General features: G+C 66.7%; 28 protein-coding genes. 13 read left to right on the forward strand and 15 right to left on the reverse strand.

Annotation, left to right across the window (positions count from 1 at the left end; genetic code table 11):
- Positions 1-35: 35 nt before the first annotated feature.
- On the reverse strand, positions 36-425 hold the full coding sequence (locus BHE97_RS06580; RefSeq protein WP_087623269.1) for a heavy metal-responsive transcriptional regulator: 390 nt from the start codon (positions 423-425) through the stop codon (positions 36-38).
- A 111-nt stretch (positions 426-536) separates the two neighbouring features.
- Here BHE97_RS06580 and merA point away from each other — a divergent pair, with 111 nt between their 5' ends.
- On the forward strand, positions 537-1,961 hold the full coding sequence (merA, locus tag BHE97_RS06585) for a mercury(II) reductase (protein ID WP_087623233.1): 1,425 nt from the start codon (positions 537-539) through the stop codon (positions 1,959-1,961).
- 393 nt (positions 1,962-2,354) lie between these two features.
- Here merA and BHE97_RS06590 read toward each other — a convergent pair whose 3' ends face one another.
- From BHE97_RS06590 to BHE97_RS06610, 5 genes are all read right to left on the reverse strand, one after another.
- On the reverse strand, positions 2,355-2,957 hold the full coding sequence (locus BHE97_RS06590; protein WP_087623234.1) for a signal peptidase II: 603 nt from the start codon (positions 2,955-2,957) through the stop codon (positions 2,355-2,357).
- Entirely contained in the window at positions 2,954-3,559 is a 606-nt protein-coding gene (locus BHE97_RS06595; protein WP_087623235.1) for a cadmium resistance transporter, read from the reverse strand. The genes BHE97_RS06590 and BHE97_RS06595 overlap by 4 nt, the downstream gene beginning before the upstream one ends.
- Positions 3,559-5,481, reverse strand: a complete 1,923-nt coding sequence (locus tag BHE97_RS06600) for a cation-translocating P-type ATPase (RefSeq protein ID WP_087623236.1) — start codon at positions 5,479-5,481, stop codon at positions 3,559-3,561. The genes BHE97_RS06595 and BHE97_RS06600 overlap by 1 nt, the downstream gene beginning before the upstream one ends.
- Entirely contained in the window at positions 5,478-5,837 is a 360-nt protein-coding gene (locus tag BHE97_RS06605) for a metalloregulator ArsR/SmtB family transcription factor (protein WP_087623237.1), read from the reverse strand. The genes BHE97_RS06600 and BHE97_RS06605 overlap by 4 nt, the downstream gene beginning before the upstream one ends.
- A gap of 115 nt (positions 5,838-5,952) precedes the next feature.
- Positions 5,953-7,011, reverse strand: a complete 1,059-nt coding sequence (locus tag BHE97_RS06610) for an NAD(P)/FAD-dependent oxidoreductase (RefSeq protein ID WP_087623238.1) — start codon at positions 7,009-7,011, stop codon at positions 5,953-5,955.
- A 124-nt stretch (positions 7,012-7,135) separates the two neighbouring features.
- Between BHE97_RS06610 and BHE97_RS06615 the strand changes: the two genes are divergently transcribed.
- Genes BHE97_RS06615 through BHE97_RS06625 form a run of 3 tightly spaced genes read left to right on the forward strand, consistent with a single transcriptional unit; the run spans position 7,136 to position 8,591 of the window.
- Complete coding sequence (locus tag BHE97_RS06615; protein WP_087623270.1) at positions 7,136-7,477, forward strand: metalloregulator ArsR/SmtB family transcription factor; 342 nt, start codon at positions 7,136-7,138, stop codon at positions 7,475-7,477.
- Positions 7,477-8,385: a cation diffusion facilitator family transporter gene (locus BHE97_RS06620; protein ID WP_087623239.1), complete on the forward strand. Its 909-nt coding sequence runs from the start codon at positions 7,477-7,479 to the stop codon at positions 8,383-8,385. Before BHE97_RS06615 ends, BHE97_RS06620 begins: the two co-directional genes overlap by 1 nt.
- Positions 8,382-8,591, forward strand: a complete 210-nt coding sequence (locus BHE97_RS06625; RefSeq protein WP_087623240.1) for a hypothetical protein — start codon at positions 8,382-8,384, stop codon at positions 8,589-8,591. Before BHE97_RS06620 ends, BHE97_RS06625 begins: the two co-directional genes overlap by 4 nt.
- Positions 8,592-8,701: 110 nt before the next feature.
- On the opposite strand, the gene BHE97_RS20605 is transcribed toward BHE97_RS06625, so the two are convergent.
- Complete coding sequence (locus tag BHE97_RS20605; protein WP_236757557.1) at positions 8,702-8,842, reverse strand: hypothetical protein; 141 nt, start codon at positions 8,840-8,842, stop codon at positions 8,702-8,704.
- A 668-nt stretch (positions 8,843-9,510) separates the two neighbouring features.
- Positions 9,511-10,317 (reverse strand): M56 family metallopeptidase, encoded by an 807-nt coding sequence (locus BHE97_RS06635; protein ID WP_087623242.1) that lies wholly within the window; start codon positions 10,315-10,317, stop codon positions 9,511-9,513.
- A 190-nt stretch (positions 10,318-10,507) separates the two neighbouring features.
- On the opposite strand from BHE97_RS06635, the gene BHE97_RS06640 reads away from it, so the two are divergent.
- From BHE97_RS06640 to BHE97_RS06650, 3 genes are all read left to right on the forward strand, one after another.
- Positions 10,508-10,909: a four-helix bundle copper-binding protein gene (locus BHE97_RS06640; protein WP_087623271.1), complete on the forward strand. Its 402-nt coding sequence runs from the start codon at positions 10,508-10,510 to the stop codon at positions 10,907-10,909.
- A 261-nt stretch (positions 10,910-11,170) separates the two neighbouring features.
- Positions 11,171-11,848, forward strand: coding sequence for a DUF305 domain-containing protein (locus tag BHE97_RS06645; protein ID WP_236757558.1), 678 nt, complete (start codon positions 11,171-11,173; stop codon positions 11,846-11,848).
- Between the two features lie 761 nt (positions 11,849-12,609).
- Positions 12,610-12,837, forward strand: a complete 228-nt coding sequence (locus BHE97_RS06650; protein ID WP_087623243.1) for a helix-turn-helix domain-containing protein — start codon at positions 12,610-12,612, stop codon at positions 12,835-12,837.
- Between the two features lie 161 nt (positions 12,838-12,998).
- On the opposite strand, the gene BHE97_RS06655 is transcribed toward BHE97_RS06650, so the two are convergent.
- Positions 12,999-13,370 carry a metalloregulator ArsR/SmtB family transcription factor gene (locus BHE97_RS06655; RefSeq protein ID WP_087623244.1) on the reverse strand — a complete coding sequence of 124 codons (372 nt, stop codon included), beginning with the start codon at positions 13,368-13,370 and terminating at the stop codon, positions 12,999-13,001.
- A gap of 177 nt (positions 13,371-13,547) precedes the next feature.
- On the opposite strand from BHE97_RS06655, the gene arsB reads away from it, so the two are divergent.
- From arsB to trxB, 3 genes are read left to right on the forward strand one after another with little or no spacing between them, the layout of a single operon-like run.
- Positions 13,548-14,654, forward strand: a complete 1,107-nt coding sequence (gene arsB, locus BHE97_RS06660) for an ACR3 family arsenite efflux transporter (protein WP_087623245.1) — start codon at positions 13,548-13,550, stop codon at positions 14,652-14,654.
- Complete coding sequence (locus tag BHE97_RS06665; protein WP_087623246.1) at positions 14,647-15,066, forward strand: arsenate reductase ArsC; 420 nt, start codon at positions 14,647-14,649, stop codon at positions 15,064-15,066. The genes arsB and BHE97_RS06665 overlap by 8 nt, the downstream gene beginning before the upstream one ends.
- Complete coding sequence (gene trxB / locus BHE97_RS06670) at positions 15,059-16,009, forward strand: thioredoxin-disulfide reductase (RefSeq protein WP_087623247.1); 951 nt, start codon at positions 15,059-15,061, stop codon at positions 16,007-16,009. Before BHE97_RS06665 ends, trxB begins: the two co-directional genes overlap by 8 nt.
- A gap of 2 nt (positions 16,010-16,011) precedes the next feature.
- On the opposite strand, the gene BHE97_RS06675 is transcribed toward trxB, so the two are convergent.
- Positions 16,012-16,359, reverse strand: a complete 348-nt coding sequence (locus BHE97_RS06675; protein ID WP_087623248.1) for a metalloregulator ArsR/SmtB family transcription factor — start codon at positions 16,357-16,359, stop codon at positions 16,012-16,014.
- Between the two features lie 90 nt (positions 16,360-16,449).
- On the opposite strand from BHE97_RS06675, the gene BHE97_RS06680 reads away from it, so the two are divergent.
- Genes BHE97_RS06680 through BHE97_RS06690 form a run of 3 tightly spaced genes read left to right on the forward strand, consistent with a single transcriptional unit; the run spans position 16,450 to position 19,001 of the window.
- Positions 16,450-17,790: an FAD-dependent oxidoreductase gene (locus BHE97_RS06680; protein ID WP_087623249.1), complete on the forward strand. Its 1,341-nt coding sequence runs from the start codon at positions 16,450-16,452 to the stop codon at positions 17,788-17,790.
- 17 nt (positions 17,791-17,807) lie between these two features.
- The gene (locus tag BHE97_RS20360; protein WP_236757559.1) at positions 17,808-18,425 is read left to right on the forward strand and encodes an arsenate reductase ArsC; all 618 of its coding nucleotides are present in this window, start codon (positions 17,808-17,810) and stop codon (positions 18,423-18,425) included.
- Between the two features lie 54 nt (positions 18,426-18,479).
- Positions 18,480-19,001, forward strand: coding sequence for a GNAT family N-acetyltransferase (locus BHE97_RS06690; protein WP_236757560.1), 522 nt, complete (start codon positions 18,480-18,482; stop codon positions 18,999-19,001).
- Positions 19,002-19,008: 7 nt separating this feature from the next.
- On the opposite strand, the gene BHE97_RS06695 is transcribed toward BHE97_RS06690, so the two are convergent.
- The 5 genes from BHE97_RS06695 to BHE97_RS06720 form a co-directional block, all read right to left on the reverse strand.
- Positions 19,009-20,202 (reverse strand): ArsO family NAD(P)H-dependent flavin-containing monooxygenase, encoded by a 1,194-nt coding sequence (locus tag BHE97_RS06695; protein ID WP_236757561.1) that lies wholly within the window; start codon positions 20,200-20,202, stop codon positions 19,009-19,011.
- A gap of 507 nt (positions 20,203-20,709) precedes the next feature.
- Positions 20,710-20,928, reverse strand: a complete 219-nt coding sequence (locus BHE97_RS19720; protein WP_140400004.1) for a hypothetical protein — start codon at positions 20,926-20,928, stop codon at positions 20,710-20,712.
- 666 nt (positions 20,929-21,594) lie between these two features.
- Positions 21,595-22,095: an ArsR family transcriptional regulator gene (locus BHE97_RS20610; RefSeq protein WP_343286113.1), complete on the reverse strand. Its 501-nt coding sequence runs from the start codon at positions 22,093-22,095 to the stop codon at positions 21,595-21,597.
- A gap of 110 nt (positions 22,096-22,205) precedes the next feature.
- The gene (locus BHE97_RS06715; protein ID WP_087623255.1) at positions 22,206-22,511 is read right to left on the reverse strand and encodes a hypothetical protein; all 306 of its coding nucleotides are present in this window, start codon (positions 22,509-22,511) and stop codon (positions 22,206-22,208) included.
- Positions 22,508-22,753: a DUF2892 domain-containing protein gene (locus tag BHE97_RS06720; RefSeq protein WP_087623256.1), complete on the reverse strand. Its 246-nt coding sequence runs from the start codon at positions 22,751-22,753 to the stop codon at positions 22,508-22,510. The genes BHE97_RS06715 and BHE97_RS06720 overlap by 4 nt, the downstream gene beginning before the upstream one ends.
- Positions 22,754-23,111: the final 358 nt, after the last annotated feature.

A 23,111-nucleotide genomic window follows, 5' to 3' on the forward strand; every position in this document is an offset into this window, starting at 1 on the left:
CCGGCCGCGGTCTGTCTCCTTCCCGATGCGGAGAACTATAGGTAGCGGCAGACCTGCTCGGGACTGCACGTGTCGGGGTCCGGCTGCGCGGCGTCGTGCCTGAGTTCGGCAATAGTGTCATGCAGGGCGGTGAGCCTAGCGATCTGCTGCTCGATCTCGGCTAGGCGCTCGTCGAGCAGATCGCGCACGTGCTCACACGGCGCGGCGCCGTCATCGCGGATGTCGAGGATCTGGCGGATCTGAGCGAGGGTGAGTCCCGCCGCCTGGCCGCGGTGAACAAAGTCGATCCGGGCGACAGCGTCGGGCGCGTAGTCCCGATAACCCGACGGCGTCCGATCGGCTGGGGGCAGCAGTCCCGACTCCTCATAGAAGCGGAGAGTCTTCGGAGTGGTCCCAGCCGCAGCGGCCAGTTCCCCGATGCGCATCGCGGTCACCTCTCGTTCGGCAGGAGCACGCTTGACCTTCCCCTGCACTGGAACGTCAAGTATGGCCGAACAGATCAGAAGAAGACCGAAGGGTTGAAGGAGACAGCAGCGATGCCTACGAAGTACGACCTTGCCATCATCGGATCGGGCGGCGGGGCGTTCGCCGCGGCGATCCGCGCGACCGCGCTGGGAAAGTCGGTGGTGATGGTCGAGCGCGGCACGCTCGGCGGGACCTGCGTGAACACTGGGTGCGTGCCGTCGAAGGCGCTCATTGCCGCGGCTGGCGCGCGGTACTCCGCCGCCGACGCCCCGGACCGTTTCCCGGGGATCTCAACGACGGCGGGCCCAATCGACATGCCCGCGCTGGTCGCCGGAAAAGTGGCGCTGGTCGAGTCGCTGCGGGGCGAGAAATACGCCGACGTTGCTGAATCCTACGGCTGGCAAGTGCGTCAGGGAGTCGCCGCGTTCGCGGGCTCGCCTGATGCGCCGATGCTGAACATCACCGCCGCCGATGGGATGGCCGCGACCGTCGAGGCCGAGCACTACATGGTCGCAACCGGCGCTCGACCGTGGGTCCCGCCGATCGACGGCCTGGATAGCGCGGGGTACCTGACTTCGACCACGGCCATGGAGCTGCTCGAGGTCCCCAGGTCTCTCCTCGTCCTCGGCGGTGGCTACGTCGCCTTGGAGCAGGCCCAACTGTTCGCCCGACTCGGCTCCGAGGTCACGCTGCTGGCCCGCTCCCGACTCGCATCGAAGGAGGAGCCTGAAGTCTCCTGGGCGCTTGAGGACGTCTTCGCCGATGAGGGCATCCGCGTCGTCCGCCGCGCGGTGCCCACCCGGGTGACCCGGGCCGCAGGGACCGGGCTGGTCGTGGTGACCGCGGACGTATCCGGCGTCTCGCAGGACTTCCGCGCCGACCAAGTCCTGGTAGCCCTCGGACGCCGCCCCGTCACCGACGGACTCAATCTCGACTCTGTCGGAGTCAAGACAGGGGAGTCCGGCGAGTTGGTCGTCTCCGACAGGATGCAATCCTCGAATCGGCGGATCTGGGCCGCGGGCGACGTGACCGGGCACCCCGAGTTCGTCTACGTCGCCGCCCACCACGGCACCCTCGTGGCCGAGAACGCGTTCCTCCACGTCGACCGGACCGTCGACTACTCTCGTCTGCCGCGGGTGACGTTCACCGGCCCCGCGATCGGCGCGGTCGGGACGACCGAGAAGGAGGCGATAGGCGCGGGAATCCGCTGCGACTGCCGCGTCCTGCCGCTGCACCACGTGCCCCGAGCACTGGTCAACCGCGATACCCGTGGCTTCATCAAGATCGTCGTGAACGCCGACACAAGCGAGATTCTCGGCATCACTGCCGTCGCCAAGGACGCCGGCGAGCTCGCCGCCACCGGAGTCCACCTGCTCGGCAAGACCATCGCCGAAGTCGTCGACGCGTGGGCCCCCTATCTCACCATGACCGAAGGACTCCGGCTCGCCGCAAGAGCCTTCACCACCGACGTCTCACAGCTGTCGTGCTGCGCGTGAACGCGGTCGGCACTGGTACTCACAGGCGAGGGCGATGCCGCCGATGCGGACGGTTCTTGCGCTCGCGCAGCGGAAGGCCTGGCCGTACCCGCTGTCCCGGTCATCTCGGTGCCTCCGCCGAATTCGACTTGACCGAGCGTTCGATGGTACTCGACCCCGATACGCTCGGCATTCGCCTTGAGCCCGTTCGTCGCGTTCCAGCCGTTCTCGAGGGCAGCGCCGACGGCTCGCGTGCCGATGGCGTTGCCGAAGGTCCCGTCGCACGCTCGGCCGGCGGCGTGGTCGTTCGTCGCCGGCTCGCCCGGCCGCCAGCACGCCCACGACGAGCCCGGGAAGTGACTCTCGAGCTGAGCCGATCTCAACCAGAGACGAGGGTTTGCTCCGGTGAATCTCTTAGCGCGTGTCGTCCTCGGGTGGAAGGTTCTCGGCAATTCGCCGGCGGAGGATCGTCGTAGTCGAAGCCTGCTCGCGGGCACGCTCCTCCCGCCACATCAGGAGGGCTCCGGCCACCGCCCCCGTGACGATCACGATGTCGGCGAAGTTCCCGATGAACAGATTGCCGTAGGCAAGGAAGTCCACGACGTGTCCACGGCCGAATCCTGGTTCGCGGAACAGCCGGTCGCTGGCGTGAGAGGCTGCAGCTCCGCCCAGCGCACCGACCACGAGCGTCCACCCGAGCTGCCGAACGCGAAACGCGAAAACCGTCGCGACGACCACAGCGGCGACAGAGACCAAGGCGAACACCCACGTGAACCCTTCGCCAAAGGAGAACGCCGCGCCCGGGTTGTACGCCAGTTGAAGGCCGAACAGGCTTCCAACCAACGGCGTCCGCTCACCCTCGATGAGGGTGCTCTCGGTCCAGCTCTTGGTCCACTGATCGACAAGAACGACGAGCCCGCCAAGCAGGAGGGCCGTCACCGCGAACCGCCAGCGACCCCCACGGCGCACCCCTTCGGCCGAATCCTGATTCGCCCTCGCCCTCGGTCGACGAGTCATCCGATGACCTCGAAGAACCGGGTGATGACCTCGGACTCGATCAGGATGAACAGGCCCAAACCAATGAAGACCGTGGGCACGAGCCAGTGCTCGATGCGCTCCAGCGCCTCAGTGACGACCTCGCGGGTTCCGATCAGTCGTCCAGCGGCGCACCAAACGGCGACGAGGACGAGGAAGACCGCAATCATGACCGCGACGTCGGCCGGGGCGCTGGTGCGAAAAATCGGCGTGTAGAGCGAGATGTTGTCAGCCCCATTGGCGATTGTTATCCCGGCGACACTCCAGAGCCCGGCTGCGAGGGTCAAATCGCTGTCCTCGCCGTTGCGCTTGCGAAGCAAACCGCGGATGAGCGTCCAGATGCCGATGCTGAGAGGGATAAGTCCGAGCAGTCCGACCCATTGATCCGGCACGATCGTCAAGCCGAGCGCGGCGACCACACTGATCGCGACAAGCGTGATGAATCCGAGGTATTGCCCCCCGACGATCTGCCACGGGCGCGGACTCCCATTGCGGGAGGCGAGGAACAGCACGGTGAGCACCACGATGTCATCGATGTTGGTAGCCGCGAACAGGCCAATGGCCGAACCGACAGTCGTCAGCATCAGCCCTCCAATCGCGGCGCGGGAGTGCGGGCGGCGCGCAGCCCGTTGAGAATCACGATGACCTCCGCGATCTCGTGGACCAGCACAACGGCGGCCAGCCCCAAGACACCGAACAGTGCGAGTGGAAGCAGCGCGGCGATGATCAGCAGCGACAGGATGATGTTCTGGTTGATGATGCGCCGTCCACGCCGCGCGTGTTCGAATGCCCGCGGGATGAGGCGCAGATCATGGCCCGTGAAGGCAACGTCGGCGGACTCGATCGCCGCGTCGGAGCCTGTCGCTCCCATGGCGATGCCGATGTCCGCGGCGGCGAGAGCCGGGGCGTCGTTGATGCCGTCGCCGATCATGGCGACCGATCCCGATCCCGCTTCGGACAGCTCGGTGATCGCAGCGGCCTTGTCCTCGGGTCGGAGCTCGGCGCGGACATCGTCGATCCCGGCCTGCGCGGCGAGAGCTCGAGCGGTTCGAGCGTTGTCGCCGGTGAGCATGGTCACGCCCACTCGGTGATCGGTGAGGGTGCGCACGACGTCAGGGACTTCGGGGCGCAGCTCGTCGCGGACGCCGATCGCCGCGACCGGGACGCCGTCGCGGTGCACGATCACGACCGTCATGCCCTGCATTTCCAGATCCTCGACACGCGCGCCGAGCTCTCCGGCGTCGAGCCAGCGCGGGCTGCCGACAGTGATCTTCATCCCGTCGACGGTGCCATCGATGCCGTGTCCCGCCTGCTCGGTCACCTCCGCGGCCAGGGGAACGTCCTGGGCGGCCGCGGTAATCGCCGCAGCGAGCGGGTGTGTGCTGTGCTGCTCCAACGCGGCAGCCCACGCCAGTCCCTGAGCCTCGGTGATGCCTTCGACCACCAGGACCGCGGTGACGGCAGGCTCATTGCGGGTGAGAGTGCCGGTCTTGTCGACGGCGACGTGGCGGACGGTGCCGAAACGTTCGAAGGCCGCGCCGGATTTGACGATCACACCGAATTTGCTGGCCGCACCGATGGCGGCGACGACGGTCAGCGGGACGGAGATCGCCAGCGCACAGGGCGACGCCGCCACCAGCACGACGAGGGCGCGAGTGATCCACACGTCTGGGTCGCCCAGGATCGATCCGAGGAGCGCGACGAGCGCAGCAAGGATCAGGACCCCCGGGACGAGGGGGCGGGCGATCCGGTCGGCGAGCCGGGCGCGGTCGCCCTTTTCTGCCTGCGCCTGCTCGACCAGCTCCACGATCGTGGTGAGCGAGTTGTCAGTGCCGGCCGCAGTGGTCTCGATCTCCAGCGCGCCAGCACTGTTGATCGCCCCGGCTGACACCGGGTCACCCGGCTCGACCTCGACCGGGATCGACTCGCCGGTGATTGCCGAGGTGTCCAGGCTCGACCGCCCTGATCGGACGAGTCCGTCCGTGGCGATCCGCTCGCCGGGTCGGACCATCATCACGTCGCCGACGACCAGATCCTTGGCTTGGACCTGCTCCGCGACACCGTCACGGAGAACCGTCACCGTCTCGGGCACGAGCTTGAGCAACGCCCGCAGCCCTCCGCGCGCCCGGTCCATCGCCTTGTCCTCCAAGGCCTCCGCGATCGAGTACAAGAAGGCCAGCGCCGCGGCCTCCTCGACGTAGCCGAGAATGACGGCGCCGATCGCGCTGATCGTCATCAACAGCCCGATCCCGAGCTTGCCCTTGAACAGGTTTCGGATCGCGGCAGGGGTGAAGGTCGAGGCGCCAAGCAGTAGGCCGAGCCAGAAGAGCGCCAGGGCGGGCGTCTCCGCCCCGGACCGCTCGGCGATCAGACCGAGAAGGAATGCCAGACCCGAGAAGACCGGCACCATGACTCCTCGGTCCTTCCACCACGGTCGCTCCGACTCCTCGAAGTCCTCGCCCGTCGTTTCGACAGAATCGTGCTCGCATCCACACGCCGCGCTCATGCGCCCGCTCCCGTCTCGCAGCAGCCCACAACGGTGCACGTCGAGTCCACGCACGGCGCATGAACGTCCACAGCCAACGTCACGTCCACCAGGGCAACGAGGGCGGCGGCGAGATGGGGATCGGCAATCTCATAGCGTGTCTGACGACCCTCGGCCTCAGCCACCACGATGCCGCAGTCGCGCAGACACGTCAGATGGTTCGAGACGTTGGAGCGAGTCAGCTCCAACTCGCGCGACAGCACGGCGGGATAGCTCGGTCCCTCGAGCAGGGTCATCAGGATGCGGGAGCGCGTGGGGTCGGCCATGGCACGGCCGAGACGGTTCATGACGTCGAGTCGCGTAGCAATGGTCAGCACTCGCTGAACTATACACTGAGCGCTGACCATTCGAACGAGAGGTCCGAGTGGGATGTCCGTGACCGCCGACTCTGGAACGGGCCCTATCCCCATGCGCTCGGGAGAGTCTGTCGGATTACGGGACGATGTGCCGGGCGATCAGTCGAGCGTCCGCGCCCACGCCTCCGAGAAGCGCTGAGCCCCTGTTGCGAAGCCACGAGTCTCCGAGGACGTACAAGCCCGCGATCGGAGTTCGTCCGTCCTCAAGAGTGCCGTCCGCGCCGACGACCGCTTCGGGCAGCCACCCGAACCCGTTTCGATAGCCAGTAGCCCAAATCACCGATTCGAATCTGCGCTCGACGCCGTCGGCGAACGAGATCCTGTCGCGGTTCCCATCCACCGCACGAGGCAGAAGGTGGACGCCTCTCGAGGCCAGGTCGACCATGCCTGGGCCCACCACCAACTCGCGGCTTGAGATGCGGCGTCCAATACGACCGTTGGACGGCACCGAGAGCACCCCCGTCAGTTGCAGCCACCTGAAGAGGTCGACTCCGAGCAGCCGGTGCGGAAGACGCGGTTGTGGAGAGCCTTGAGCGATCGACACACAACGATGAGCCGAGAGCTCCCTGGCGATCTGGATCCCGGTATTTCCGGAGCCGACGACGAGGACCGGACCGCGGGGGAGTTGGTCAGGGTTCCGGTAGGCGTCGCTGTGGAGGTTGGCTCCGTCTACGGCCGTGTCATTAGCGAAGCCGGGGTACTGGGGGATCGCGAAAGGCCCGGTCGCCGCCACGACCGCGCGAGCGCGCAACGATCCCGTCGACGTTTGAAGGACCAAGGAGTCGTCCCGCTGTGGGTGGACGGAAATGGCGCGCGTATCCCACTTTGGCTCCACGCCCAGGCTCGCGCGGTAGAGGTCGAGGTAGTCGGCGACATCCTTCGATGACGGGTAGCGCCGCTGAGCCCCTGGCATCCGAAGCCCAGGAAGGTGAGAGTGCCAAGCCGGCGTGAACAGGGTGAGTGAATCCCAGCGGCGACGCCAGGAAAGCGTCTGGGCGGATCCTGCGTCCAGGACGACGAAGTCCTCGGCTGGCCGGAGACCCCGCTCGAGCAAAGCATGTGACATCGCGAGTCCCGCCTGCCCTGCCCCCACGATGGCGACGGGAAGCGACTCCGGCGGGGACGTTGGTGACACTGCGACTCCTTCTGGGCTGGCGATACGGGACGCCACTACTATCGAACCTAGTAGGCGCTACGGTGCCCGCCGAGACCGAGACTACACAATCGAGTGAATTCAGACTTCGATGTACTATCAGTTCATGAACGTTGCAGCCTCGACCGCTCTGGATGCGCTCGCTCGGTTCGGTCACGCCCTGTCCGATCCCACGCGCGCGAAAATCCTCATGTCTCTGCGTGAATCACCGGCGTTCCCTACGGATCTGGCCGAAGCGCTGGACGTGAGTCGACAGTCGATCTCGAACCACTTGGCGTGCTTGCGGGGTTGTGGGCTGGTGGTCGCGGTACCGCAGGGGCGCCGCACCCGGTACGAATTGGCCGATCAGCGGCTGGGTCACGCCCTGGGCGACTTGCACGAGCTCGTCCTGGCAGTCGATCCCGGCCACGGTGTCAGCGGCGATGCCGGCGTGGAGAGTGATCGGTGATGGGCGCGGGGCACGGCCACGGTGCTGCAGGTCACGCCGGGGGTCGCCACCGGTGGCGCTTGGCCGTCACCTTCGTGCTGGTGTTCGCGTTCTTCCTCGTCGAGTTGGTCTTCGGCCTCATGTCGAACTCGTTGGCCCTGATCTCCGATGCCGGGCACATGTCCGCCGACGTGGTGGCCTTGGGGGCCGCGCTCGTCGCGACGCGGATTGCGACGCGGCTGGACACCACGGGCCGCAAGACCTACGGCTCCTACCGGGCCGAGGTCTTCGCCTCAGGCTTCACCGTGCTGATCATGCTCGGCGTGGCGGCGTATGTCGTCATCGAGGCGATCAGTCGAATTGGCGACGCTCCTGAGGTTGCCACCGGGACGATGCTCGTGGTGGGAGCACTCGGTTTGGTCGTCAACATCGTCTCGATGCTGCTTCTGCGCGAGGGATCGCGCGAGTCCCTGAACGTCAAGGGTGCGTACTACGAGGTGGTTGCCGACGCTGCGGGAAGCGTCGGTGTGATCGCCGCGGGCATCCTGGTGGCCGTCAGTGGACAGCCCATCTGGGACACGCTCGTCGCCGTCGCGATCGGCATCTTCGTTGCCGTACGAGCGGTGGTGCTTGGCCGACAGGTGCTGGCCGTCCTCGGCCAGCATGTCCCTGAAGGCATCGTCGTGGACGAGGTGGTCGAGACGCTCGAAGCACTCCCAGGCGTCGCGGGCGTGCACGACCTTCACCTCTGGACCCTCACTTCCGGTATGAACGTCGCGACCGCGCATCTCGTGGTGGAGAAGGGCTCTGACGGGCAGTTGGTCCTGACCAAGGCCCAGGGAGTCCTGGCCACCACCTATGGGATCGAGCACGCCACGCTGCAGACGGAGCTGGCCCCCACTCAGCAGTGCGAGGAAGTGAGCTGGTGAGGATCCCACTCGAGATCATGATGGAGCAGGGGATCAATGCGGACGGGAGCGAACCCATCGGCTGGCTGGCCGGTATCTACACCCTGGGGCTGTTCATACTGGTGGGCTTGCTCCTCGGGTCGTTCGTGATGACGATGCGGCGAGCCCAGCAGCCGTGGCTCGGCGAAAGCGCGACTGTCCCTGGGCAGACCTCCGATCAAGGCTGAAGCCACGGCTCACGCCGTCGTGCTGCGGAACCACACGCCGCGATCGGTGACCAGGTCACCGCACATCAAAGTCACTTAGTGACGGGATCTGATGGGGGAGGCGAGGGGGTTCATTCGCTGGTCGCCCGCTGGCGACGCCGGTCGCGCCCGATCGCCCAGAGCAAGGCCGACAGCGGGAGCAGGAAGAACAGGCTGACGCCCACGCCGATCAGAATCGCCGTGGTTCGGAAGTCGTCGCCGTCCTCGTCCACGGTCGAGGAGGATTCGCTCCTCGGAGTCTCACTCGCATGGGAGCTCGTGTCGCGTGAGCTCGGGGTCGGGGGAAGCGGCGCCCTGAAACGGACGTTGCCGTCCACGGGGTGCCCGTCGGCTGAGATCACTCGGTACGCCACGTCCCACGCCACATCGCCCGAGCCCGGGGGAGCGGTCGGCAATCTTGCGTCCGAAAGGTCAACCGAAACTGTCGGCCCGCTTGTCGATGGATCCAATACCAAGATTCGCTGCGGTGACGTGCCGATCGTGAGGCTCACCTTGGAGAACTCCTTGGACATCGGGTCGGTGAACCGCAACTGAATGCGGTCGGGAGTCGTCTGCGCGGTGGAGTCGTCCGCCGGATCGGACGAGATGAGGCCCGTGTGCGCCTGTGCTGGCACGGCAGGAGCGAGCACGAGGAGCGTAACGAAGGCTGCGGTCACTGTACGGACCAGCCACGTACCCCGCCGAGTGCCGGGGAGAGCCTTGCGAGATCGAGCGGAGAGCGGGGCCCTGTGTTGGGTTGGTCACGGTTATTCCTTGAGTCCAGGCGCGACGCACAGCCATCGGGGCCAGGTGGGCATCGATGACGCTGGCGTGCAGATGATCTACTAAGAACGATAGTTCATCGGCAAGGACGCGGCCCGACCCGGGGAGGAGCCGTTCCTCAGCGGCCGGAGGGCGAGGGACTGCTCGTCGCCCCGGAACCCGACGCCTCCGACGCAGCAACGACGCCTGCGGTGGAACAGCAGTCGTGCGATTCGCTGAGGCCTCCAGGAATCAGCGACAGGACGACCGGCGTCGCGCCGAGAAGCAGAATGGATGTGGCAAGAATCGTCTGAGCGGTGCGTCCGAGCGGCTCATGGGGGCGCATCAGCCGTCGGGCTCGCAGGATCACATCGGAGCCGGTCGCTGAGAGTCCGTTCGCCGTGAGCATTCGCTGGTTCCTGATGGCCAGCTGATAGAGGGCGCCGGCCAACGATCTACGCTCGTCGGCTCTGACTGCATCGTCGGCCTGCAGCTCGGCGAGTAGTGCCAACTGCTCGTGTGCCACCCGGAAGAAGCCGACGCGCGGGAACGCCCGGTTCAGTGCCCGAGCACGTGCCACGAGTCGAGCGTGCCGGGAGTTCAGGTGGGCGTGCTCGTGCCGCAGCACGAGGTCCAGCTCGGCATCAGTGAGCGCTGCGCGTGCACCTGTGGTCACCACTACGGTGTCGTGCGTTCCGGCGCGGCGATTGCCCGGGAGGCAGTAGATGGCGGCGGCCTCGTGGTCGACGTTGAGGACTCCTTGGTGTCCGGGCTCTGCCACCAACGCAAGGTCTGCCAGGTGATCGCGGTGGGCGCGCAGGTCGGCCCGCCGCTGAAACCAGAGTGTCGACGTCATCCGCCAGGCGAGGAGGCCCAAGATCGCCAGGCTCACGGTGGTGAGAGTCGCCCATCCCGGGTGGGCGTACTGGCGTTGCAGTTCGATCACGCATGCCCTCGCGAACTCGGCAAGAGCGGTGTGCTCAAGATTCTCTGAAGTCTTTTGGCGCTGCGTTGAGTTCGACGGGCTCGGCATGATGGCATCAAGGGCGGGAATGTTCTCGGCGTACTTGGGTACTCATGTCGCAACGAGGCGGACGCCGATCGTAGAGAGGGACGATCCCGCCGGGAAGGAAATCATGACTCACGAGGAGATGCTCAAGGCCCACCCCAAGGATCTGAGCGGATTCGACCTGGAGAAGTTGGCGGAGTGCATTGCCGCATGCTTCGAATGTGCCCAAACGTGTACGGCGTGTGCCGACGCGTGCCTGAGCGAGGAGATGGCCGCTGAACTAGCCGCGTGCATTCGCACCGACCTCGACTGCGCCGATATCTGCGTCACCACCGGCAAGGTCCTCTCACGGCAAACTGGGTCTGACGCGACGCTAATCAAAGCGGTGTTGGAAGCCTGCGCGACGGCCTGCAAGGCGTGCGGCACCGAGTGCGCCAAGCACGCGCACATGCACGAGCACTGCCGCATCTGCGCTGAGGTTTGCAAGCGATGCGAGCAGGCATGCCGAGAGTTGATCGTAAGCCTCTGAGCCGTGCGGGGCACGAACACTGCGGTGCCACCCGGTCCGGCTAGGCGGTGAGGCTGTACTGACTTCTCCGCTGCTGAACGAGACGACGGAGCCTCTCGAACGATGGTCTCTTGCCCGACCGAACTGGCAAGGGGTACGCCGTTCAGACTCTGATATCGATCTCACCGCGATGTCTCGCGCTCCGATCGAGGACGACGACAGCTGACGGAAAATCTGAGTGACGTCAACCGCCACCATCACCCCATCAGGAAGGCGATCTCCATGTCATCGCATCACACGCAGAAGCCGTCCGGCGCCAGCGAGCGCAGCGGGCGGGATCAGAAGCCTGACGAGCCGAAGAAGGACCAGGCGCACGAGCGGCGAATGTACCTCCGTTTCGGGCTGATGATCGCCACCTCCACGGTGGTGATGTTCGTCCTGATGTACTCAAACGTCTTCGCCTTTGACCACGTGCGGTGGAGCGAGGAGCGCTTCTACATGGCGCTATTGATGGGCGGCGCCATGGCGTTGGTGATGTTCGCGTTCATGCGCAGCATGATGTACAAGAACCGCGCCTACAACCTCGTGCTCGTTGCGGTGGCGGTGCTGCTGTGTGCAGGTGGGCTGTACCTCTCACGCTCCCAGGCGTTGGTCGACGACCGGGCGTACATGAAGGGCATGATTCCGCACCATTCGATCGCCATCTTGACCAGCGAGCGGGCCGACATCGATGACGTTCGCGTTCGAGAGCTCGCCGATGGGATCATCAAGGCCCAGCGCAAGGAGATCAAGGAGATGGACTGGCTGATCGAGGACATCGACGAGAACGGCCAAGCCACCACTCAGGAGGAGGCCGATCGGCGTCCCGTCCCAAGCTTTGAGGGAACCGCCGCCAGCCATCTGGAAGATGTCATCGATGCCCTCGTCACGGTCGCTCTGTTGGCCGTCCCACATCCTTGACCGCATGCGCCTGGCGGCATGTGGGCACCGTGCCCGTTTCGCTGTGCCATAAGAGACTTCAAGTCGGTGCACGCCGAGGGATGGACTTCGGGTGTAACGGTAGTTAACCGAAGAGACCGTCCCGTGAAATTGCCGTCAGGATTCGGATTTCCCTGCAGATCCCAACGTGCGTTCTTCTGGTTCGGGTCCCCCTCGGACGCGACTGCGGGGCTGGTCGTGATCAGCGAAGACGCAGTACGGGTCGCCTTGCGTCTTCGGCCGAGGCGGCACGATGGGAGAACGCGCCGACCCATGCGCACCGTTGACTGCCAGACGAGGTCGAAGGCCATTTAGGGTCGGATTTCACGTCGATCTGCAAGACCCGCGCGATGGCGTAGTCGAGCCGTAGCTGTCTAACAGTGGCCAATTTGTGTCCGGATTGACCCGTCACCTTTCGCCGGTATTCGGGTACTGTCGGTAGAGACACAAGGGAATCCTCCCTACCATTAGAGGGAATTCCGTAATTCTCGGTACCAAGCGTGTGGGCTCGGGTGGAGTTCGGCTTCGTCAGGGGGTCGCAGGTTCAAATCCTGTCAGCCCGACCGTGAGGTACCGGGAATTCCAGCGGAATTCCCGGTACCGGATTTGATCACAGATCGTCAAGTGTCCACTTTTGTGTCCACATTGGACGCCAGGACCGCCCTCCCGCTGCTTCCACGTTCCGTTCGGTTCGTCACCGTGCGTGACCGAGTGGCGCGGTCGAGTGCGCACACCTATCCGGCATGAACGACACCCACACCCCTTCCGCACTGGAACCGATGATGAGCGTCGAGGAACTCTCGGCCTACCTCGACGTCCCGATCCGCACCCTCTACGACTGGCGCCGCGTCGGACGCGGACCCTGTCCCATCCGCGTCGGCCGGCAACTGCGCTACTTCGTCAGCGACGTGCAGCAGTGGCTCGCCGACCAGCGCGAGCTGAGCAGCGGGACCAACGCGGCCACTGGCTGAGGGGAGCCCGACGGTGACCAAGCCATGCCTTGCGATCGGCACCTACGGGTCCATCGCCTACGAAACCATCGCTTCGGTGGCCCAATGCGATCGGCGGCTGAACCTGCTGCGGGCTTCAAGGAGCGCGCAGGCGTCCAGGACGCCACGCCTCCACGAGAGGGTCAGGTGGTGACCAGATTTTGCGCGTCGCGAGCGGTGGGGTCCCGCAGTACGTCGGACAGGTGGCCCAGTGCCCCGGGGACCACGGAGTAGAACGCCCACGTGCCTCGCTGCTCGCGCCCGAGCAGTCCCGCCTCGACGAGGATCTTCAGATGGTGGGACACCGTCGGCTGGCTCAAACCCACGGGCTCGGTGATGTCGCAGACGCACGCTTCGCCGCCCTCGTGCGCCGCCACGAGTGAGAGCAGCCGCACGCGCGTGGGGTCGGCGAGAGCCTTGAACTTGCGTGACAGCTCGGTCGCGTCGTCCGGAGTGATCGGAGCGGCCGTCAGCGGGATGCAGCAGCTGGCGTCCTGTCCGTTGGGGGTTGCCATGGGCCCAGTATGTCCCCATTCGGCAAGGGGGAACGGCCAAGGTCGCGGGGTGTCGATCTGATCGGAACAGTTCACCGGGCGTTCATCCGGCATGGGAAGGTCGACCGGCAACGCGGGGTAGGCTCCTTCTAGATAGACAACCGTCGATGGAGGACTGAGGTCCTCGAGGAGCCGCACGTGACGTCCGCACCCGCTGCAGACAGAAGATCCGAAACCGAAGTCGTCGCCCACCTGTCGCGACTGGACCGCTTCCTGCCGGTGTGGATCATCCTGGCGATGGCGCTGGGCCTGGTTCTCGGTCGCACGGTCGACGGACTGGACGAGGCGCTGGACTCGGTGAAGATCGGCTCGGTGTCGTTGCCGATCGCGATCGGCCTGCTCGTGATGATGTACCCGGTGTTGGCGAAGGTCCGCTACGACGAGACCCAGCGCGTCACGGGGGACCACAAGCTGCTCGGTGCTTCGTTGTTCATGAACTGGATCCTGGGGCCGGCACTCATGTTCGCCCTCGCCTGGCTGATGCTGCCGGACCTGCCGGAGTTCCGCACCGGCCTGATCATCGTCGGCCTCGCGCGCTGCATCGCGATGGTGCTGATCTGGAACGACCTGGCGTGCGGAGATCGTGAGGCCGCAGCGGTGCTCGTCGCCGTCAACTCCGTCTTCCAGGTGTTTGCCTTCGGAGCGCTCGGCTGGTTCTACCTGCAGACGCTGCCGGGATGGCTGGGTCTGGAGACGACGTCGGCCGAGTTCTCGTTCTGGTCCATCACCGGGAGCGTGCTGGTCTTCCTGGGCATCCCGCTCGTCGCCGGATTCCTGACCCGCACGATCGGGGAGAAGGCGAAGGGACGTGAGTGGTACGAGGACACGTTCCTTCCCCGGCTCGGACCCTGGGCGCTCTACGGCCTGCTCTTCACCATCGTGGTCCTGTTCGCCCTGCAGGGCGACGCGATCACGAGCCAGCCGTTCGACGTCGTGCGCATCTCGCTGCCGCTGCTGGCCTACTTCACGATCACGTTCGTCCTGGGGATGGTGCTCGGCAAGGTGCTCGACCTCGGCTACGCCAAGACGGCCACCCTGGCGTTCACCGCCTCCGGGAACAACTTTGAGCTCGCGATCGCAGTCGCGATCGGCACGTTCGGCGTCACCTCCGGCCAGGCGCTCGCCGGTGTGGTCGGGCCGCTGATCGAGGTCCCCGTTCTCGTCGGGCTCGTCTATGTCGCGCTCTGGGCCCGCAAGTTCTTCACTCCCTCCACCACCTCCGACCAAGGAGCACCGCATGTCTGATCGTCCCTCCGTGCTGTTCGTCTGCGTCCACAACGCCGGACGATCCCAGATGGCCGCCGGCTTCCTGACCGCGCTGGCCGGCGATCGCATCGACGTCCGCTCCGCCGGTTCGATGCCCGGAGACCAGATCAACCCGGTCGCCGTCGAGGCGATGCGCGAGGTCGGCATCGACATCGCCGGAGAGCAGCCCAAGAAGCTCACCGAGGACGCCGTGAAGGCCTCCGACGTCGTCATCACGATGGGCTGCGGCGACGAGTGCCCGTACTTCCCGGGCAAGCGCTACGAGGACTGGGTCCTGGAGGATCCGGCCGGTCAGGGCATCGACGCGGTGCGCCCGATCCGTGACGAGATCCGCAGCCGAATCGAGGAGCTCATCGCCTCCTTGTCGCCCGAGGGGGCGAACCGTGTCTGACGTCCGCAGCGTCATCATCATCGGCTCCGGCCCCTCCGGGTACACCGCTGCCATCTACGCCGCCCGTGCCAACCTCGAGCCGCTCGTGTTCGAGGGCTCGGTCACCGCTGGTGGCGCGCTGATGAACACCACCGACGTGGAGAACTTCCCCGGCTTCCCGGACGGCATCATGGGCCCGGCCCTGATGGACAACCTGCGCGCCCAGGCCGACCGCTTCGGCGCCGAGCTGGTGTCCGACGACGTCACCTCGGTCGACCTCACCGGCGACATCAAGACCGTCTCGCTGGCCAACGGCAACACCTACCGTGCGCACGCGGTGATCCTCGCGATGGGCTCGGGCTACCGCAAGCTCGGCATCGAGGGCGAGGACGCGCTCTCGGGCCACGGCGTCAGCTGGTGTGCCACGTGTGACGGCTTCTTCTTCCGCGGCAAGGACATCGCGGTCGTCGGTGGCGGCGACTCCGCGGTCGAGGAGGCGCTGTTCCTCACCCGCTTCGCCGACAAGGTCACCCTGATCCACCGTCGCGACGAGCTGCGCGCCAGCAAGATCATGGCCGACCGCGCCTACGCCAACGACAAGCTCGAGTTCGCGTGGAACAGCGCCGTCGACCAGATCCACGGCGACGGCATCCTCGAGGGCGTCACGCTGCGCGACACCCAGACGGGTGAGACCCGCCGTCTCGACGTCAGCGGCCTGTTCATCGCGATCGGCCACGACCCGCGCTCCGAGCTGCTGACCGGCCAGGTCGACCTCGACGACGAGGGCTACGTCCTCGTCCAGCCCGGCTCCACCGCCACCAACCTGCGCGGCGTCTTCGCCGCGGGCGACCTCGTGGACCACACGTACCGCCAGGCGATCACGGCTGCCGGCACCGGCTGCCAGGCCGCCCTGGACGCCGAGCGCTTCCTGGCCGACATCGAGGCGGGCTTGGTGAACGCCTAGCGTCAGGCGTCCAGCGCACGGGCGAGGGTAGCCATTGCGCCGGGGACGAGGGCGTAGAAGGACCACTGGCCGCGCTTGGTCCGGGTCAGCAGTCCGGCCTTGACGAGGATCCCCAGGTGGTGGCTGACCGTCCCTTGGCTCAGGTCGAGCGACTCGTTCAGGTCGCAGACACACGCTTCACCGGTCTCGGTGGCGGCGATGAGGGACAGCAGTCGAAGGCGGCTCGGGTCGCCCATCGCCTTGAACCGGGCGGCGAGGCTTGTGGCCTCCGCATCGCTCAGGACGCCGCCGGTGACGGGGGAGCAGCAGCTCGTGGAGACCGGTTCCAGCACGGTGAGTTCGGTGGCCATGACGCCACCCTAGATCGTTCATTGACATTCTTCAATGAGCCGCTACAGTCGAGGCATCGACAATCGTCAATGTACGCGAGGAGCGTCCTGATGTCTGAGCTTTCCGACCTACCCGTCGTCGTGATCGGTGCGGGCCCCGCCGGCCTTGCCGCCGCCGCCCACCTGCGTGGCCGTGGAGTGGACTTCATCGTCCTGGAGGCGGGAGACGCCGCAGGTGCGGCTGTCCGGGAATGGGGCCACGTGCGGCTCTTCTCCGCGTGGTCCGAGCTGATCGACCCCGCTGCCGAGAAGGTCCTGGCGGACGCCGGCTGGAACCCGCCTGACCCGAAGCGCTACCCCACGGGGGCGGACTGGGCGGCCGGCTACCTCCAGCCCCTGGCCGATGCGCTCGGTGGCTCGGTCCGCTTCAACACGACGGTGAAGGCCGTGGCCAAGCAGTCGCGCGACCGCTTGGTGAGCTCGGGTCGCGACGAGGCCCCGTTCACCGTCCACGTCACCACGCCCCTTGGGGCCGAGCACCTCACCGCCCGTGCGGTGATCGACGCCTCCGGCACCTGGAGCGGTCCCAACCCGCTCGGCGGGGACGGCGTCCCGGCCATCGGCGAGCACGAGACGACGGACCGCATCTCCTACCGGATCCCGGACCTCGGCAACGCCGAAGAGCTCGACCGCTACGCCGGAAAGCACGTCGTCGTGGCTGGGACGGGCGCCTCGGCGAAGGGCGCGCTGATCGGGCTCACCGCCCTGGCCGGGACGGCGCCCGAGACGCGCATCACTTGGCTCGTCCGGCGCGCGAGCGTGGGGGAGGCGTTCGCCGGCAGCGGCCAGGACGAGCTGCCGGCGCGGGGTGAGCTCGGTCAGCAGGCCCAGGCAGCAGTCGAATCCGGACCCGTGACGATGATGAAGGGCTTCCGGACATCGCGCGTCTCGCGGGAGGACGACGACAGGCTGACCATCGAGTCCTTCGACGGACAGATCGTCACCGACGTGGACGAAGTGGTCGTCCTGACCGGCTTCCGCCCCGACCTGCAGATGCTGTCGGAAATGCGACTGGACCTCGATCCGGTGCTGCAGGCACCTCGCGAGCTGGCGCCGCTGATCGACCCGAACGAGCACTCCTGCGGCACCGTCTACCCGCACGGCGCCAAGCAGCTCGCCCAGCCCGAGAGCGGGTTCTTCCTGGTCGGCATGAAGTCCTACGGTCGTGCGACGTCCTTCCTCGCGCTGACCGGCTTCGAGCAGACGCGTTCGGTCGTAGCGGCCATCGCCGGCGACCACGAAGCCGCGGAACGCGTGGAGCTGACCCTCCCCGACACGGGCGTCTGCGGTGGTGCCGGACTCTTCGACGACGAGAGCGCCGAGGGCGGGAGCTGCTGCGCCGCCCCCGCTGCGCCCGAGCTCATCCCGCTCGGCAGCCCGACCACCCCATGAGCCAAGGAGGCAGGACAGTGGAACCATCGCACGAGTTGAACCGAGAGGCGATCGCGGCGGAGATCGCCTACGAGCACCAAGGCACGTTCGCGCTCGACGAAGTCAGGGAATTCGTCGATCGCGCAGCCGAGTCGCTGCTGACCGACGCGAAGATCGCACGGCACGTCCCGCTGCTCGTCAGTCGCTACGCTCGCGAACTCTTGACGGCCTCGGCCCAGACGAAGGGACTGATCGCGAAGAAGGTTCCCGAGCTCCTGTTCGTCTGCGTGCAGAACGCTGGACGCTCACAGATCGCCGCCGCCATCGCCGCGCACCTGGCGCCGGGCAAGGTGCACGTGCGTTCGGCCGGGTCCCGGCCCACGGGCGAGATCAATCCTCTGGCGGTCCAGGTGCTCGCCGAGCGCGGCATCGAGTTGGCCGAGGCGTATCCGAAGCCGCTCTCCGACGACGTCCTGCACGCTGCGGACGTCATCGTCACCATGGGCTGCGGCGACGAGTGCCCCTACTTCCCCGGCAAGCGGTACGAGGACTGGGACGTCTCGGACCCCGAGGGTGCCACGATCGAAGAGGCACGAGACATCCGGGACGACATCCAGCGTCGTGTCACGGATCTGCTCCGTGACCTCGCCATCTGAGAACCGGGGGGCGCCTGTCAGCGGGCGGTCTCGGGCCACGGGCCACCAGGGGGAGTGAGAGACGACATCGCGATTCTCGGGATGACTCCCGAGGACTGGCCACAGGTGGAGGCCATCTACGCAGCCGGCATCGACGCCGGACACGCGACCTTCGAGTCAGTGGTCCCGACCTGGGAGTCGTTCGACTCCTCACGGCTTCCCGACCACCGTCTCGTGGCGGTGCACGCCTCCGGGGCGGTGGCCGGGTGGGCCGCCTGCTCGCCGGTGTCCAGCAGACCCGTGTACGCGGGTGTGGTCGAGCATTCGATCTACGTCGCGCCGCAAGCGCACGGCGGGGGGATCGGCGGTCTGCTCCTCGAAGCGCTCATCGGGTCCACGGAGGACGCGGGCATCTGGACCATCCAGTCGAGCATCTTCCCCGAGAACACGGCGAGCCTTCGCCTTCACGAACGGCACGGCTTCCGGACCATCGGCACCCGGACCCGCGTCGCGAAGGCCGTCGTCGGTCCCGCCGCGGGCAGATGGCGGGACACCGTCCTGGTCGAGCGCCGGACTCAGGTCGCGGGCATCGACTGAGCGACGGTCACGCCTGCCGCCCGCGTGTCCCGGTGATGGCGGCCGCTGTCGACCGAGCCGTTGGGCCGACGCCAGCCAGAGTTGCCGAGGCCGGTCCGGTCCAATCTCCGTATCCCACCAGGAACAGCCGCGGCTCGCCGATCGCCTGCGTCCTGGAGGTGCCTCCGACAGCGATCCGTCCACCCTCGAGGCGCAGGCCCAACGGTCGTAGGTGGCGGAGCTCCGGTCGGAAGCCGGTGCACCAGATGACCGTGTCACACGGTTGCTCCGTGCCATCGGCCCACGCGACGCCGTCGGTGCTGAGCCGGTCGAACATCGGACGCGCCTCTAACACGCCGCGTTCTCTGGCGTCCTTCACGCTCGCCACCATGACGATGTCCCCGAGCCCCGCCACACCGCTGTGCTCGCGCCCCTCGGCCAGCGCCTTGACGCGGGCGCTGGCCGTCTCGAACAGCACCCTTCCATCCACCTCGTCGGCCAGGAACCTGGGCGGACGGCTGGTCACCCACGTCGTGGCAGCCACCGTGGAGACCTCCGCGAGGATCTGGGCCGCGGAGTTGCCGCCGCCCACCACCACGACGTGCTGCCCGGCGAACTCGTCAGGCCTGCGATAGTCGGCGGCGTGCAGCTGCCGGCCGGCGAACGCCGCAGCGCCCGGGTAGACCGGCCAGAACGGTCGCTCCCAGGTGCCGGTGGCCGAGACCACGGATCGAGCAGCCACCGCGAGGTCACCGGCGACGACCCCGAGCGACCCGCGGGGGTCAGCATCAAGGCGCGTCACGGACTCCACATGGCACGGGCGCAACACCGACAGCTCGTAGCGCTCCTCGTACCGGGTCAGGTAGTCCACCACGTGGTTCCGCGGCGGAAAGCCACGGGTCGCGTCGTCCCACGCCGGCATCATCCATCCCGGGAGCGAGGAGAAGCCCGCCGGTGAGAACAACCGGAGCCCGTCCCACGTCCGGGGCCATGCTCCACCGGGCCGATCGGCAGCGTCGAGGATGACGAAGTCACGCCCCGGGACCATGCCCGCGCGGCGTAGGTAGAACCCCGTCGCGAGCCCGGCCTGACCGCCACCGATCACGGCCACCTCGACCTCTCGCGCCTTTGCACTAGCGGTCTCAGAGGGGGAGTCGTCTCGTGAGGACGCTCCCATCCGCTGGCTCTCCACCGTGACCTCCGTTGCTGGTTTCGGACTCATCAACGCCGCGTAGGCGCAGCCGGTCGTTCGCTCCTGCGATTCTGTCCCGTCTGACGTTGTCAGGTGGGACGGGCCTACGTTCCGGTGGCCGTTATCTGGCCTGATTGGCCCAGCGTTCGTTGTGGGCAGTCGGGTATCGTCGGAAGTGACCCAGAGGGATCCCCCCACCATTGGAGGGATTTCCGTGGTTCTCGGTACCCAACGTCCTTGCTCGTATGGAGCGCGGACTCGACAGGGGGTCGCAGGTTCAAATCCTGTCAGCCCGACCGTGAGGTACCGGGAATTCCAGTGGAATTCCCGGTACCGAAAGAGACGCAGAATGGCCAAGTCTCCGGATGCACGGCGAGTTCGATGACATCACCGGTGACACCAGCTTCGCCCGGCTCGCCACCATGTGGCTGGCCGACCTCAGGGAGTCTCCGGTGGCCGTGATGCGTACCCCGCGCAAGCGGAGCGATGGCACCCGACATGGCCAACGCGCTGATTCAACGTCAACACCTCATCGAGTCACGCGTATCGGCACTCGCCGAAGCGGCGCTCGCGCAACAGGAAGCCTGGCTCAAGCGCCTCGGTACACCCCCGGCCGGGGACCAGCGGCTCGAACGATGGCTCCAGGAACTTCGCACCGTGGTCGCCTATCGAGACCGATATGCCGTCGACTCGAGTGCCGTTCTGGGCGACGCTCGCTCCGACGCCCAGCGACTTGACCACGCCCGAGCCGCTCATGCGATCAGGCGCGCACGCACCATCTCCGACGAAGCCTGCGACGTTTCGCCAGTCGTAGATCCACGAATCGCAGTCCGCGAGAGGTCCCGCTAAGAGCCGCAGGGTCGGCCCATCCCGACTTATCCACAGATCGACGTCCTGCAGACGCGCATCGTCGGTGGGGGCCGGAAAGTTGAGTCACCCACACCGAACGAGTTGACTCATGATCACTTTGTCGCTCCGGACAAGCGCCGCCATTCACCGGTACCTGCGGCACGTCGCGCCCACCAACATCGCCGTTGCCTGGCTTCGCTCGCCGCACGGCAGCACTTGGGCCATTCCCATCGGGCTCATGCTCTCAATCGGGTACCTCCACGCGTCGAGTTTTTGTGCCGTGATCGTTGAGTCCAGCGGACCTGGCTGGGTGAACCTCTTGGCCATCCTCTTCTTCTGGAACTCGCAGAAGTTCGTCTGGGTCGCGATATTCGGAATGCGGCGAGTGCCCCTGATCGTCTCGCGTGCCGACCATCGGAAATGTCGGAGAGGTCCTCGTCGCAATGCCGATCCTCCTGGGAATGTCGGGCCGTCATTTCCTGCACCGGAGCGGTCCAGACGCTCGGCTTCGAGCCCGCCACGCCTGAGTTCGGTCCCCGCCAGCCCTCGTCGGATTCCTGGCGGTCTGGCGTCTTAGCCCCTGGGCCGACGGTCCCCCAGAAGTGGTGCGTAGATCGCCTGAGCGCGGTCGCGATTGGTGGGGATAGATCTACTGCGGCGACGGAGTCGCAGCAAGGCGGGCCTGTGGCAACGAAGTCGGCGCGATTCGGGCCGTGGTCGTGCGGCCCCGTTCAGGAGGTGGTGAGGGCTTCCGTGTCGCGTGCGGTGGGGTCGTGCAGCACCTCGGCGAGGAGCCCGAAGAAACGGGGGGCGTTGGAGTAGAAGGCCCAGGGTGCCCCGCTGTTCGCGGGCGAGGAGTCCGGCCTCGACGAGGATCTTGAGGTGGTGCGAGACCGTGGGCTGGCTCAGTCCGACGGGCTCGGTGATGTCGCAGAGCGTGAGCAGCCGGACTCGCGGGATCGGCGAGCGCCTTGAACTTGCGCGCGAACTGGCCGCGTCCTCGTGAGCTATTGGTGCCGCTGTGAGCGGGTTGCAGCAGTCCGCGTCTTGCCCGGCGAGGGTAGCCAAATCCAAGTATGGACGGGGAGCCGCGTTGGCCTACGCCCGGCAGTGGTGACCGGTCCCGATGTTGTGCTGCGGCTCAGCTCGGCTGACGTCCCTCACGTGCGGTCTGGAGGTCCGTGTCACCTGTGGTCGTGCCCCCCGGGCATGGCGAACGTCATGGCCGCCATCATCGCGGTGCACAGGAGCGCGGCAACGACCAGGTTGGTACCCGCAACACCGGTCAGGAACAGCAGGCCGGCGATGAGCAACATAGGAACGCAGCAGATGATCATCATCAAACCGTGACCACGATGTGTCCCGTGGCCGACGCTGTCGGACTCGTGCCCGCCTTGGTGGGTCTCGGAAGTGGGCGAGGTCTCCCGCGGATGGTGCCCCGCGTGCCCATCGCCGCGCGCACCGTGATCCATGTCGTTTGGCGTACTCATGATGTTCTTCCTTTCAGGGAGGCGGGCATGTGCCCGAGTTTGGCGTACAGCGGGCAGTGTCCGAGCGCTCCGGTGACGATGAGGTCGAGGCCTGCCGCCACCAACAGCAGTTCGAGGACGACAGCCCAGGTGGATGAGGCGCCGGCCAGCAGCACGATTCCGGCAACGGTGCCGAGCGTTCCGACGACCACTCGAGCGACGCGTTCGGCAGGGGTGATGTTGATGCTCCACCGCTTACTCATGATCTCCTCCAACTCTTGGTCGACCGCCGATGTCCGGTCCAATTCGATGTTCTCGCCGCGCGATAAAGGTGACCGGCGTTGTCTCGTGAAGGTTCGTTGAAGAAGCGCTCGGGGGGGGGGGGGGGGGTGCCATGTCGACCGTTGGGTTTCCGGGACACGCAGCAGCTGGCGTCGGGGCGAGGGTCGTCAGCCGTGGTGACCCTCGGGCTCGCTCCGGAACAACGGCCCGACCGGGAACACGGGCCCGGGCCCCCGTTGCCGATGGCGGGGCCGGTGACGAAGCCCGGAAGGGCGCACACTGGCCCGAACCACCCCAACGCCCTGCCCCCTCTACACCCCCACCCCCCCACCACCACCC

It is taken from the genome of Aeromicrobium sp. PE09-221, assembly GCF_002174305.1.
Lineage (GTDB): Bacteria > Actinomycetota > Actinomycetes > Propionibacteriales > Nocardioidaceae > Aeromicrobium.

Coding starts and splice junctions, on each gene's coding strand:
- BHE97_RS06580 (WP_087623269.1), bottom strand. CDS start 425: ATGCGCATCGGGGAACTGGCCGCTGCGGCTGGGACCACTCCGAAGACT.
- merA (WP_087623233.1), top strand. CDS start 537: ATGCCTACGAAGTACGACCTTGCCATCATCGGATCGGGCGGCGGGGCG.
- BHE97_RS06590 (WP_087623234.1), bottom strand. CDS start 2,957: ATGACTCGTCGACCGAGGGCGAGGGCGAATCAGGATTCGGCCGAAGGG.
- BHE97_RS06595 (WP_087623235.1), bottom strand. CDS start 3,559: ATGCTGACGACTGTCGGTTCGGCCATTGGCCTGTTCGCGGCTACCAAC.
- BHE97_RS06600 (WP_087623236.1), bottom strand. CDS start 5,481: ATGAGCGCGGCGTGTGGATGCGAGCACGATTCTGTCGAAACGACGGGC.
- BHE97_RS06615 (WP_087623270.1), top strand. CDS start 7,136: ATGAACGTTGCAGCCTCGACCGCTCTGGATGCGCTCGCTCGGTTCGGT.
- BHE97_RS06620 (WP_087623239.1), top strand. CDS start 7,477: ATGGGCGCGGGGCACGGCCACGGTGCTGCAGGTCACGCCGGGGGTCGC.
- BHE97_RS06640 (WP_087623271.1), top strand. CDS start 10,508: ATGACTCACGAGGAGATGCTCAAGGCCCACCCCAAGGATCTGAGCGGA.
- BHE97_RS06645 (WP_236757558.1), top strand. CDS start 11,171: ATGTCATCGCATCACACGCAGAAGCCGTCCGGCGCCAGCGAGCGCAGC.
- BHE97_RS06650 (WP_087623243.1), top strand. CDS start 12,610: ATGAACGACACCCACACCCCTTCCGCACTGGAACCGATGATGAGCGTC.
- BHE97_RS06655 (WP_087623244.1), bottom strand. CDS start 13,370: ATGGCAACCCCCAACGGACAGGACGCCAGCTGCTGCATCCCGCTGACG.
- BHE97_RS06665 (WP_087623246.1), top strand. CDS start 14,647: ATGTCTGATCGTCCCTCCGTGCTGTTCGTCTGCGTCCACAACGCCGGA.
- BHE97_RS06675 (WP_087623248.1), bottom strand. CDS start 16,359: ATGGCCACCGAACTCACCGTGCTGGAACCGGTCTCCACGAGCTGCTGC.
- BHE97_RS06680 (WP_087623249.1), top strand. CDS start 16,450: ATGTCTGAGCTTTCCGACCTACCCGTCGTCGTGATCGGTGCGGGCCCC.
- BHE97_RS06695 (WP_236757561.1), bottom strand. CDS start 20,202: ATGAGTCCGAAACCAGCAACGGAGGTCACGGTGGAGAGCCAGCGGATG.
- BHE97_RS19720 (WP_140400004.1), bottom strand. CDS start 20,928: ATGAGCGGCTCGGGCGTGGTCAAGTCGCTGGGCGTCGGAGCGAGCGTC.
- BHE97_RS06715 (WP_087623255.1), bottom strand. CDS start 22,511: ATGAGTACGCCAAACGACATGGATCACGGTGCGCGCGGCGATGGGCAC.
- BHE97_RS06720 (WP_087623256.1), bottom strand. CDS start 22,753: ATGAGTAAGCGGTGGAGCATCAACATCACCCCTGCCGAACGCGTCGCT.